This window comes from Citrobacter sp. C6_1, assembly GCF_014596835.2.
Classification (GTDB): domain Bacteria; phylum Pseudomonadota; class Gammaproteobacteria; order Enterobacterales; family Enterobacteriaceae; genus Citrobacter; species Citrobacter pasteurii.
The window spans coordinates 4,234,257-4,246,906 of the sequence record NZ_CP115031.1 but is presented as its reverse complement, the minus strand read 5'-3'; the positions used below and the strand labels follow the sequence as shown (position 1 = coordinate 4,246,906).

9 protein-coding genes and 1 pseudogene are annotated in these 12,650 nt (G+C 50.4%); 3 read left to right on the top strand and 7 right to left on the bottom strand.

Going from position 1 to position 12,650, the window contains the following annotated elements:
• Positions 1-21: 21 nt before the first annotated feature.
• A complete protein-coding gene (gene kdgT, locus IB196_RS20335) occupies positions 22-1,020 on the bottom strand; it encodes a 2-keto-3-deoxygluconate transporter (RefSeq protein WP_005132500.1) in 999 nt (332 codons plus the stop codon).
• Positions 1,021-1,721: 701 nt separating this feature from the next.
• On the opposite strand from kdgT, the gene proP reads away from it, so the two are divergent.
• Positions 1,722-3,224 carry a glycine betaine/L-proline transporter ProP gene (gene proP, locus IB196_RS20330; RefSeq protein WP_040234023.1) on the top strand — a complete coding sequence of 501 codons (1,503 nt, stop codon included), beginning with the start codon at positions 1,722-1,724 and terminating at the stop codon, positions 3,222-3,224.
• Positions 3,225-3,380: 156 nt separating this feature from the next.
• The gene (gene pmrR / locus IB196_RS20325; protein WP_003826741.1) at positions 3,381-3,470 is read left to right on the top strand and encodes an LpxT activity modulator PmrR; all 90 of its coding nucleotides are present in this window, start codon (positions 3,381-3,383) and stop codon (positions 3,468-3,470) included.
• Here the strand turns inward: pmrR and pmrB are convergent.
• From pmrB to adiA, 6 genes are all read right to left on the bottom strand, one after another.
• Positions 3,464-4,546 carry a two-component system sensor histidine kinase PmrB gene (gene pmrB / locus IB196_RS20320; protein ID WP_040234021.1) on the bottom strand — a complete coding sequence of 361 codons (1,083 nt, stop codon included), beginning with the start codon at positions 4,544-4,546 and terminating at the stop codon, positions 3,464-3,466. The genes pmrR and pmrB overlap by 7 nt on opposite strands.
• Positions 4,547-5,215, bottom strand: coding sequence for a two-component system response regulator PmrA (pmrA, locus tag IB196_RS20315; RefSeq protein ID WP_005132497.1), 669 nt, complete (start codon positions 5,213-5,215; stop codon positions 4,547-4,549).
• A gap of 4 nt (positions 5,216-5,219) precedes the next feature.
• Positions 5,220-6,857 carry a phosphoethanolamine transferase EptA gene (gene eptA / locus IB196_RS20310; protein WP_005132496.1) on the bottom strand — a complete coding sequence of 546 codons (1,638 nt, stop codon included), beginning with the start codon at positions 6,855-6,857 and terminating at the stop codon, positions 5,220-5,222.
• Between the two features lie 143 nt (positions 6,858-7,000).
• Positions 7,001-8,338 carry an arginine/agmatine antiporter gene (gene adiC, locus IB196_RS20305; RefSeq protein ID WP_005132495.1) on the bottom strand — a complete coding sequence of 446 codons (1,338 nt, stop codon included), beginning with the start codon at positions 8,336-8,338 and terminating at the stop codon, positions 7,001-7,003.
• A 127-nt stretch (positions 8,339-8,465) separates the two neighbouring features.
• Positions 8,466-9,227 carry an AraC family transcriptional regulator gene (locus IB196_RS20300; protein WP_005132494.1) on the bottom strand — a complete coding sequence of 254 codons (762 nt, stop codon included), beginning with the start codon at positions 9,225-9,227 and terminating at the stop codon, positions 8,466-8,468.
• Positions 9,228-9,540: 313 nt separating this feature from the next.
• On the bottom strand, positions 9,541-11,808 hold the full coding sequence (gene adiA / locus IB196_RS20295) for an arginine decarboxylase (RefSeq protein WP_149692417.1): 2,268 nt from the start codon (positions 11,806-11,808) through the stop codon (positions 9,541-9,543).
• Between the two features lie 458 nt (positions 11,809-12,266).
• Here adiA and IB196_RS20290 point away from each other — a divergent pair.
• Positions 12,267-12,574: pseudogene (locus IB196_RS20290) on the top strand (alpha-glucosidase/alpha-galactosidase); the annotation flags it as partial.
• Between the last annotated feature and the right edge of the window lie 76 nt (positions 12,575-12,650).

Here is a 12,650-nt window from a genome sequence, read left to right as displayed (position 1 = left end):
GTGAGTGAGGCAAAGGCAGGCTTAGTGGTGCAGTGAGTCTGCCTGGGTCGCCGTCGTCTCGTTGGCGACCTGATTTTTATTAAAACGTTTGGCATACAACGCGGTGATAATCGGCACCAGAATGGCGGTGACAATCACGCTGGCAGCGACCAGAGCAGTTGCCGAAGCAGCAACCGGTTCAAATGCCGGGTTAATCTGGGCGATAATCACCGGGTTTGCCACCGCAGCGCCTGCGGCAGAAGAGGCGGCTACGCCCGCCGTACCGTTTCCGCCACCAATGACGCGGTCAGCAATAATCAGCGGGATACCGGTGATGATGATAACCGCGACACCCAGCAGAATGCCCAGCAGACCGGTATCAACGATAACACTCAGGTTAATCGTGTTGCCCAGCGCGAAACCGAAGAACGGAATCAGCACCGGTGTCGCTTTGCTAAAGAAGGCACGCAGGTCGTGATCCAGGTTACCCAACGCAAAACCAATCAGGAACGGTAATACCGCACCGACAAAATGGTGTGGCTCGAAAGAGGCCAGACCGGCAGAGCCCAGAATGACCATGGTCATTAACGGACCGGATTCCAGAGACATCAACACAAATGCGCCAGACTCTTCTTTCGTACCGTACTGGTTCATCAGGCTGGCATACAAACCCCCGTTGGTCATGTCCATTGCTGAGACAATTGCCAGTACGGAAAGACCGGCAAAGAACCCGGTTTGAATGCCTGTATCAGGAATAAATGAAGCGGCAATCATTGCCACTACCCATGCCACGGCTATTTTGGTTAATACCAGCGTGCCGGATTTGCGTAATACCGTACCGGTTGCTCGCAAATCAATTGATGCACCGATACAAAAAAACCATACCGCCAGAATCGGAACTGTTCCGCTGATCATACCTTTGGTAAATGAACCGAAATACGCGCCCGTATCGGGAGCTAACGTATTTAACACTGCGCCTAATAACAGAGGAATCAACATCATTCCGCCGGGGATGCGTTCAATCGTGGCTTTAATTTTCATAAACGTCCTCATGTCTTGTCGCAGGTTATAAACGCGCAAGAAAGTAAAAATTATTTAAATTCAAAAGGTTACTTTTGAGTTTTAACAGAGAAAACGGCTATCTCTTTGTTTTATAAAATCTAACGCGGCATACGTTGAGCGTGTTGCTGCTCCCAGGGATATTGCGTCTGGAATTAGTTTGCATTCACAGGAACGTTGATTCAATCAAAATAAAACGATGTTTTAGTTATCTTCATCACATATTCTGAGCAAAGATCATTACAGGTTCCGATTATTAAAAGACCTGTGATCTTTTTGTGAAAGGATTAGGTGATTTTTTTGCTAGCAGAATAATAGTGACTGCTGTGATTGTTGATGGTGCCAGGCGATTTATTCTTGTATTTAATTGTCAGTAAATCGCAAGCATTACATGTAAAAAAGCTGACTAAAAGCGACCTGATTTACGCAGGTTGACGAAATGAAAAACTATGTGTGAAGTTGATCACACATTTAAACACTGTTAGGGTAAAGAGGTCATTAACCGCCCAATCAGGCGTCAACAGGTTCGGTTGTACTGCTCATTTTCAGTCAGTGTAAGTAAACCTGCTACGCTTGTTACAGGGATTGCGTCTGTGCAATCCCCGCTCGGCGATAACCTTAGCGCATATGGCGTTGGGAGACTCGATCTGTAGCGCGACAGGGCTAAGTCTATGAGGACTGGTATGCTAAAAAGGAAAAAAATAAAGCCAATTACGCTTCGCGACGTCACCATTATTGATGACGGAAAACTGCGAAAAGCCATTACCGCCGCGTCACTTGGTAATGCAATGGAGTGGTTTGATTTTGGTGTTTATGGGTTTGTTGCTTACGCATTAGGTAAAGTGTTCTTCCCGGGGGCTGACCCCAGCGTGCAGATGGTTGCTGCGCTCGCTACCTTCTCCGTTCCCTTTCTGATTCGACCGCTTGGCGGGTTGTTCTTCGGTATGCTCGGCGATAAATACGGTCGCCAAAAGATCCTGGCTATCACGATTGTGATTATGTCGATCAGTACCTTCTGTATTGGGTTGATCCCTTCGTATGCGTCTATTGGTATCTGGGCACCGATCCTGCTGTTGCTGTGTAAGATGGCACAGGGCTTTTCGGTCGGCGGGGAGTATACCGGCGCGTCGATTTTTGTCGCAGAGTATTCCCCGGACCGTAAGCGCGGATTTATGGGCAGTTGGCTGGACTTCGGTTCGATTGCCGGGTTTGTGCTGGGTGCGGGCGTGGTGGTTCTGATCTCAACTGTCGTCGGCGAAGATAACTTCCTTGAGTGGGGCTGGCGTATTCCGTTCTTCCTGGCGCTACCGTTAGGGCTGATTGGCCTGTACCTGCGTCATGCGCTGGAAGAGACGCCGGCGTTCCAGCAGCACGTAGATAAACTGGAGCAGGGCGATCGTCAGGGGCTGCAGGAAGGACCGAAGATTTCGTTTAAAGAAATTGCGACTAAACACTGGCGTAGCCTGCTGGCGTGCATCGGTCTGGTGATTGCGACCAACGTCACCTACTACATGCTGCTCACCTATATGCCGAGCTACCTGTCGCATAACCTGCACTACTCTGAAGATCACGGTGTGCTGATTATTATCGCCATTATGATTGGTATGCTGTTTGTGCAGCCGATTATGGGGCTGCTGAGTGACCGCTTCGGACGCCGTCCGTTTGTGATTATGGGCAGCATTGCGCTGTTTGTGCTGGCCATTCCGGCATTTATCCTGATTAACAGTAACGTCATCGGCCTGATTTTCGCCGGGTTGCTGATGCTGGCGGTGATCCTTAACTGCTTCACCGGGGTGATGGCGTCAACGTTACCCGCGATGTTCCCGACACATATTCGCTACAGTGCGCTGGCCGCCGCGTTTAATATCTCGGTACTGGTTGCAGGCCTGACGCCGACGCTGGCCGCATGGCTGGTGGAAAGCTCGCAGAACCTGATGATGCCTGCTTACTATCTGATGGTGATTGCGGTAGTGGGTTTAATTACCGGCGTGACCATGAAAGAAACCGCCAATCAGCCGCTGAAAGGGGCGACACCTGCGGCTTCGGATATTCAGGAAGCGAAAGAGATCCTTGGTGAGCACTACGACAATATTGAGCAGAAAATCGAAGACATCGATCAGGAAATTGCCGAGCTACAGGTTAAGCGTACGCGCCTGGTGCAGCAGCATCCGCGTATTGATGAGTAATCGTGTCATTGCCTGATGGCGCGAGCTTTTAGGCCTACGGGTAGCATTGTGCTTTGTAGGCCGGATAAGGCGTCAGCAGCCATCCGGCGCGTGGCCTTAAGGTTGGCTTAATATCCTTCAGGCAAACTCTCCTCCATAGTATCGGAGGAGAGTGTCATGAAAACCCGTATTTATGAAAGTTTGACCACCGTTTGCAGCGTACTGATTGTGAGCAGCTTTTTGTATGTGTGGGTGAGCTCTTACTGATCTTTCTCCAGCACCACCCAGGCGCGAGTGCCACTGGCTCCTGGGCGGTTTTGCAAAAAGAACTGCCCGTGATGTAACTGGGTAATTCGACTGACAATGCTCAGCCCCAGCCCAATCCCGCCAAAACGGCTATCCATACGCACAAATGCTTTGCTCAGTTCCCCACATTTACTTTCATCAATGCCTGGCCCTTCATCCTCAACTGCCAGAATTGCATTTTGTTCCACGTTAAGGTTAATCGTAATGTTGGTACCTTCCGGGCTGTAACGGTGGGCGTTTTCTACCAGATTTCGCAACAGCATCCGCAATAGAGTGGCGTCGCCGCGTACGATGACATCCTCTGTGCTTGCCGGCAGGAGCAACGTTTGTTGCCGCTGATCCAGCATGGCGCTGAGCTCATCGTATGAGGGCAGTATGACGTCCTCCAGCAGTTTGACATGCTGGTAATTTCCGGCCGAAAACGACTGACCCACACGGGCGAGTTGCAACAGCTGCGACACGCTGTCCATCATTTGGTCGAGACGGGTGATGAGCGGCGTAACGTCAACATTGTGGGTTTTTGACAGCAATTCCAGATGCAGACGAACGCCGGATAGTGGCGTTCGTAGCTCATGGGCAACGTCGGCAGTAAACAGCCGCTCGTTGTCGATAGTGGTTGTTAGCCGCGTAACCAACTGATTGAGCGCCGTCACTACCGCCTGTATCTCAATGGTGGAGCTACGGATATTAATGGGAGCCAGATTATCCGCTGTGCGAGTTTCTAACTCCTGTTGGAGATCGGCAAGAGGACGGGTAATTCGTCGCACTGCCTGGTAGCAAATCAGCAGCGCCAGGCTGACCATAAAAATGCCGGGGACGATCAGGCTGGCGATAGCCTCACGGATCTCGTGCATGATATGGCGATCGTTGTTACGGTTTTCGCGTAACGCCTGTTCGAACAGCTGTATTTGCTCGGTGCTTTCATGCCACAACCAGAAGGTGCTAATCAGCTGGAAGACCAGCAGAATCAGGCCGATCGTCAGCATTAAACGCTGGCGAAGCGGGAGCGGTTGCTTTAGAAAACGCATCAAATTCACTTAGCTTTCCTCAGTAGCGGTCAGCATGTAGCCAAAACCTCGAACCGTGCGAATGCGTGATTTTCCCACTTTATCGCGCAGGTTATGGATGTGGACTTCCAGCGTATTGGTCGACGGCTCGTTATCCCAGCTGTAGATGTCGTTATACAGAATCTCCCGGTGTACCGGGCTCCCCGCTTTGAGCATCAGCCGCGACAATAGCGCGTACTCTTTTGGCGTTAAGACAATTTCTTGTCCATCCATCCACACCTGGCGGCGGCCGATATTCAATGTCAGGTTGCCAATGATAATCTCACTTTCACCCTGATTGTTATGCCGACGTAACAGCGCCCGAATGCGAGCATGCAGTTCTTCCAGCGCGAACGGTTTGACCAGATAGTCATCAGCGCCGACATCCAGCCCGGTGATGCGGTCTTTCACGGTGTCGCGGGCGGTCAGGATGAGTACCGGTACGGTGTATTTTTTCTGCCTGATGCGGGTCAGAAAATGCAGGCCATCCTCATCCGGTAAACCTAAATCCAGAACGACAAGACTGTAATGCCCCGTTTCCAGGCAATGCTCGGCGGCACGGGCCGTTGACACGCCATCGCAGGCGTAGCCCTCCGTTTGTGCGGCAAGTATCAGCCCCTGTAGTAACAGTGTATCGTCTTCAACAATCAGAATTTTCATTCGGTTAGCCTCCCTTGCATGGGTGCAGAATATCATCTGCTGACTGGTAATACTTGGTTTGTACGCCCGTTAATCCCAGCAGGGTTGAGAACAGATTATCCTGTGAGAAATCTTCTGAGCTGGCCCGTTTCTGCAAACATGTTTGAGAAATCTGGTAGCGTTGCTGATAATCTTCGGAGAGCCACAACAGCATCGGTACATGTTTTTGTGTGTCTGGCGCAATCGAATACGGTAGACCGTGCAAGTAGACGCCGTTTTCTCCTAAGGATTCACCGTGATCGGAAAGATAAACCAGGCTGGTGGTGAAATTGTCCTGATGCTCTTTCAGTATATTGATCGCTTTATCAACAATATAGTCAATGTACAGGATGGTATTGTCGTAGGTATTCACCAGTTGCTGCTGCGAACAGGTTTGAATTTCGTTGGTATCGCAGGTTGGGGTAAATTTCTTAAACTGTGGCGGATAACGGTTGTAATAGGTTGGGCCATGGCTGCCGATGGTGTGCAGCACGATCACGCCGTCGCCCTTCAGGTTATTAATGTACTCTTCCAGCCCGTGGAACAGGACTTCATCGTAGCATTCACCGTTAATACACTGTCCTGGTAAGTTCAGCGCAGTCATATCCTGATGCGGTACGCGGTCACAGGCACCTTTACAGCCGCCGTCGTTATCATTCCACAGAACGTTAATTCCCGCCCGCTGGATGATATCGAGTACGCCTTCCTGGTGGTGAGCCAGCTCTTCGTCGTAGTGCGCTCGTGGCATGTCGGAGAACATGCAGGGAACGGAAACGGCTGTCGCCGTACCGCAGGACGTTGTACGCGGGAAATAAACGACATCATCTTTTTCCAGCAACGGATTGGTCTGACGTGAATAACCTGACAGAGAGAAGTTGTCGCCGCGTGACGTTTCACCGAGCACCACAATAGTGAGGTTCTTACGTTTTCCTTTCACCATTTCTGGATTACGGTGCGCATCTTCGCCAATACACACCAGCGGCAGGTTGGCCAGCCTCTGGTGTGAATACCAGGATGACGTTGCCACGATGCTGTTGGACGGGCTGAGGGACTTAACCAGCTCTTTGTTATTACGAAACAGCGATGCGTAATCTTTATAGAAGAAGGCGGCGACCAGCACGATAAGCAGTGCCGATATCAGGATATTCGCAGCGCGGTACAACACGCTGCGCAGCGCAGGCGTAATAGGTTTGATTCTTACCCAGCAGGCAACGATGGCGGCCAGAATGCCGCTCAGTCCCAGCGTCAGGAGCATTTGCGGCGTCATGAGGGCGAAGGTTTCAGCCGGTGTGGTATCCATCATGTTGGCGATCATCGAGCGGTCAATGATGATGCCGTAGGTCATAATGAAATACTGGGCGGACGCCCCGACCAAAATGAAAATGCACGCGACCAGGCGGTTAAGCCACAGGAAAGAGGCCAGCGTGAGCACGATATTCATGACGCTGAATGCGACAACCGGCATCGATAAGAACACCAGGATGTTGCGCAGGGAATCCAGCGGAAGGTCTTGCAGTACCTGTTTGTAGAACGCGATGTTCAGGAAGGTCGCAAGATAAAATGAGATCAGCAATAGCCAGCTGATTTGCCCGAGAGTCGGTCTTTTAAACAGGAGCTTTAACATTAAGGGGGTTCCATCGACTAAGTGGAGCGGATCCTCTCAAAGTAAAATTAAGCCAACATTAAGTTCTTAATGTTAGCAGGTACTGGTGGGGGGATGCGTAGGCCCGATGCGCTTATGTCATCGGGCAACGACGCTTACAGGCATTAATTATTGTTGGTCGGGGCATCCAGAGGATACGGGTTTTTATGGATCCGGTTGTAGTTGAGCGCATATAGTGCGGTGATTACCATCAACATCACGAACGACCACATCACTTCTTTGGCGCCAGAACCCACCACTGCCCAGATGCAGTAGACAAATGCCACGAAGGTCACCAGTAAGTACATCGGACGCGCTTTACCAAAGTGACCGTGACCCAGCAGCAGCAATGCCGCGCAGGTGTACAGATATGGCACCAGGGTGAAGATAACGGAGACCGAAGAGACCAGACCAAATTCTTTTGCGGCGTTTGGCGACATACTGCTGAACTGGAAGAGGGTCATCAGGATCCCGACGATGATTAGCCCGGCAACCGGTGTTCCCGCTTTGTTGACGCGGGCGAAAATCGGTGGGAACAGGCCGTCATCGGCTGCCGCTTTGGCAGTTTGTCCGGCAAGTAGCGTCCAACCGCCCAGAGAACCGAGGCACCCGGCAGCGGCACAGAAGGAGACAATTGCCCCGGCGGTGTCGCCCAGTGCCATTCGTGCAGCATCACCAAACGGTGAGGCTGACACCCGCAGTGCAGCGTTAGGGATCATACCCATAATCGCCGTGGTAGAGAGAACGTAGCAGACGGCGGCAATCAATACCCCGCCAATGGTGGCGATAGGGACGTTACGTTTCGGATTTTTAACCACACCGGCGGCGACGGAGGCGCTTTCAACCCCAATGAACGACCATAAGGTTACGTTTAAGGTGCTTTGGATGGCGCCGAAGGTATTCATGCCGCTGACGTTCCAGGCCGCCATATAGGTTTCACCGCGGAACCAGAACCAGCCGAAGACGGCAATACCAACAATGGGCACCAGCGCCAGTACTGTCGCAATGGCCTGCACGCGAGTGATCATTTTTGGACCGACAATATTCAGCAAGACGAAGACCCACAGTACCACGACACAGGTGAGCGTCAGAACCAACGGATCTTTTAAGATAGGGAAGAAGTAGCTCAGGTAACCCACGCCAATAACGACCATGGCGATGTTACCAATCCAGCAGGCCAACCAGTACAGCACGTTGGTCTGGTAGCCTAAAAAGGGACCGAAGCAGCGGCGCGCATAAGCGTAAGAACCACCGGGACTGGAGTCTAAGGACGACATTTTGGCGTACACCATCGACAGTGCCAGAGCACCGATAATAGTGACCAACCATCCGTAGATTGCAATCCCGCCAGTTGACGCCAGGTTTGTGGGTAGCAGGAATACACCGGAACCCATAATATTCCCCGACACCATAAGGGTGACGGGGATTAAGCCCACTTTGTGAGCATCAGCATCCGTCGACATATTTTTTAACTCCTGATAAGGATAAATGACGTCACATCATACCTCTTCAGAAGACTATTTTATGATGGTGGAACCGGGGTATCGCCAATGCTGATATTATTATGGCTCATCGCTAAATGATCAAAAATCAGGCAGCGGAGAGTTCCCGATGTTGACTGATATAATGCAGCGGCGTCATTCCATAGAACTCTTTGAATACGGAGATAAAGTATGAAGTACTGTTATATCCGCACAGCTGAGATACCTGTGAAATGTTTTTCCCGTCCATCATTAATTGATTAACGGCATAACGCATACGACACGTGGTTATTATTTGACTGTAACTTGTATTTTCATTTTTGAGCTTTTTCTTTAACAAACTGGGACTCAGACATAAGCAACTGGCGACCATGCTTAAATTCCAGTCTTTATGGATATCGCTCTCAATGATGTGGTAAACGCTGTCGCTGATGCGATTGCGTAACATATGCATAAGTAGGGAGATAAACTTTTTGCTGTCGAGAAAACGCGATAATACGGTGAACAGTAGCGAACGGGTACGCTCATTTTCGCCTTCGTTTTGCGTTTCCATCACGCTGTGTTGAGCGGCAACCCGAAAGACATCCGGCGTCAGGCAGACGGCGGTCATCACCGGATTGGCGCTACGTTGCCAGAGAGGGAACTGTGAAAGATCTTTATTTAAAAATCGTAGATAGTCTTTAATGACATCGCGACTGATATGTACGACCAGTGCGTTATTAAGTGAAGAGAAGTCGATAATATTATTATCACACGCCACCAGAGCCATGTGGTTAGCTTTTAAACTGATGGCTTCTTTACCGTTAATCCTTAACCAAACATCTTTCTCCGTTAATACAACAACACAAGCTTCTTTGCTGCAAAGCCTCATACCCAAACTCCCGGAATATGAACATCAAATACCGTAACTCAGCACCTGCTGAGTAATCGCGGTTAAAAAATTGTATGATGAATCAAAACAAGCGATAAAATAGCGTGATTTTTAGTAATTACAATATCTGTAGGGATTCTTGGCATGTACATAATTTTTTACGCAAGTGGCAACGTACTATTTGCGTATAAAAAAAGCGCGGGGTGGTCCCGCGCAAAAGGTATGACAATGTTATTGTTTTGCAGCAATACTCAGGAATTACTCAACCATCACACGTCAACCTTATAAAAAATAGACTATCTAAAAAGCGACATTAGGCTTTCACGCACATGACGTGATACACACCGTCAATAATTTCCGTTCCTTCGGTTTCATGTTCAAAGCCAGGGAAATGATGATCCCAGGATTGCAACGAACGTAGATAACTAATCTGCGGGCTGTTGGCATCGCCAAAGTTTTCCCCGGACAGCAGCATTGGAATTCCCGGTGGGTAAGGAATGACGGAGTTGGCTGCGATACGGCCCGGCAGATTTTCAATAGCCACCATCTCAACGTTATCGCTGACTATTGCGTTATAAGCTTCACGCGGGGTCATTTCAGCAACAGGCAGGCCGGAGTAGGCTGCATTGAGTCGGCTACCTGGGTTATTTTCTTTCAGCCAGGCGAACATGGTGTCGCCCAGATCGTGAATACCCATGTTTGCGTAAGAGTCAGGATATTCCTCTACCAGTTCAGGCATCACCTGTGAGAGCGGGGTATTGGCATCGTAGTGGTGTTTGAAAGAGCACAGTGTGTTTATCAGCGTGCCCCATTTACCACGGGTGATCCCCATTGAGAACAAGAACATAATCTGGAAATCGGTGGTACGGGTCGGTACGATGCCGTGGCGGCCAAGCCAGGCGGTAACCAGCGCAGCCGGAACACCGGTCTGTTCCAGTTCACCATCATCACCCATACCAGGCGCCAGAATACTGACTTTAATAGGGTCCAGCATGCTCCAGTTATCTGGCAGGTCTTTAAAGCCATGCCAGGATTCACCGGGACGCATTACCCAGCAGTTCTGGTCGGTCGTCAGGAGTTGGGTTGGCGCATCGGCAAAGTCATAGGTTTTTCCGGTCTGCGGATCGGTAACCACCTCTTTGTTCCACGGTTTGAAGAACCAGTCGCCCTCAGCCGTGAATTCTTTGTACAGCCGTGCCATCGCCTGACGGAAATCGACGGCTTCATCGATCACCTCCTGGGTGAGCGACAGGCCACTGTTACCGTCCATCATGGAAACTGCCACGTCGTTTGATGCACAGATGGCATACAGCGGAGACGTGGTGGCGTGCATCATGTACGCCTGGTTAAAGCGGGAGAAATTCACCGCGCCACGGCCTTCTCGGACGTGAATGTAAGATGCCTGAGAGAGCGCATTCAGCAACTTATGGGTCGAGTGGGTGGCAAAAACGGTTGGGCCGCTATGGTCGCCAGGTGCACCACGCATAGCGTAGTGATCGGCATAAATCGGGTTGAAACGCGCATAGCCGTACCAGGCTTCATCGAAATGAATGCGATCGCTGGTCTGGGCTAGCAGGTCTTGCGCCTCTTTTGCGTTGTAGCAGACGCCGTCATAGGTACAGTTGGTTACAACGCTATATGACGGTTTCTGTCCGGTTTTGTCTTTTGTCAGCGGGCTTTCGCTGATTTTTCTCTGCAATGTTTCGGGCTGCATTTCCTGCGGGTAGATAGGCCCGATAATACCGTAGCGGTTGCGGCTTGGTACCATGTACACCGGTTTTGCCCCGGTAAGAATGAGCCCTTGTTCAATGGATTTATGGCAGTTACGATCCAGCACCACCACATCGTTGTCAGTCATGCATGCCTGCATGATGGTGCGGTTAGAGCCAGAAGTACCGACCACCACGGACCATGAACGGTCAGCGCCGAAGACACGTGCGGCATATTTTTCGCTTTCACCAAACGCGCCAGTATGGTCAAGCAGTGAACCCAGTGACGCGCGTTCAATACCCATGTCGCTACGGAATAGGTTTTCACCGTAGTAGTCATGGTAGAAACGACCGGCCGGTGTTTTAGTAAATCCCACGCCGCCCTGGTGACCAGGGGCGGCCCAGGAATATTCGTGAATGTCACTGTATTTCATCAGCGCGCTGAACAGCGGTGGTAACAGCTGTTGGCGGTAACGGGTCATCGCAGCAACGGCGCGCCCGGCGATAAAGTCAGCGGTATCTTCAAGAATCCAGGCGAATTCATCGACAAGCTCCAGCAGATCGCGATCCAGCGATGCGGTGGCTTTTTCCCGATCGCCCAGCAGGAAAACGGGGACGTTTTGCTGGCGTTCGTGGAGCTTGCCGATCAATTGCCTGACATTCAGGTGTTCATCTTGTTGTTCCATTTGATAGCTGAACATCAGGCAATCAATGGCTTCATTTGCCGCGAGGATGGCATAACCATCGTCGAATGAAGTGGACTTAATGACGGTAACATTTTGGCGACTTAAGGCATCAGCCAGACGCTCGACAGCGCTACCAACCCAGGTGTCCTGATGCAGAAACTCACTTTCAACAATTAATACTTTCATCATCTTTTACCCGGTAGTGGAGAGGTTGCAATTTATGGATTGCAGACACACCGTATGAATGTGACGCAGGCAAGTATTATCCTGACGAATTGGGCTGTAAAGTGGCTGAGAAATGAGCGTGTTTTGTTTTTATTCCTTTATAAACAAATAATTAATATTCATCGACGGCAGTTTTTCAGCACTGTTTATCGACAGGGGAATTATTTTTTTGGCTGATACTGATATTGCCGAATGGGAAGTGCTGTCAGTGGGCATATGTTTGCGCCATCCGGCGCTTATCCGGTCATCGATTGTCGATGTTGCTGGCTCAGTTTTCGCCCGAACGAAAAGGCGAACTGAGTTTTTGGGAGTGCTCGGTGCAGAAGCCGGACGTTTTTCTTGCGTCCTCATGACACCATTGCGTCATCACCCCACGTTCTGGAGAGTCATGATGTCTGCACCCAAAATTACTTTTATCGGCGCGGGATCTGGATATTGATCCTGCTTCGTTGCGTTATTGTTGCGCCGGGATCAACCATATGGCGTTTTATCTGCAACTGGAGCGTAAAACGGCTGATGGGATCTATGTCGATCTCTATCCGGAACTGCTGGCAGCTTATGCAACGGGCCAGGTCCCGAAACCGAATATCCACGGCAATACTCGCTGCCAGAACATTGTGCGTTATGAAATGTTCAAAAAATTGGGTATTTCGTCACCGAGTCGTCGGAACACTTTGCTGAATACACGCCGTGGTTTATCAAACCGGGTCGTGAAGATCTCATTGACGCGCACGGTGAGTGGCTGCCGGCCTGGTTGCATCAGTAAGGTTCCTCTTGCGTCTGCCGGATGAACGTTATCGACA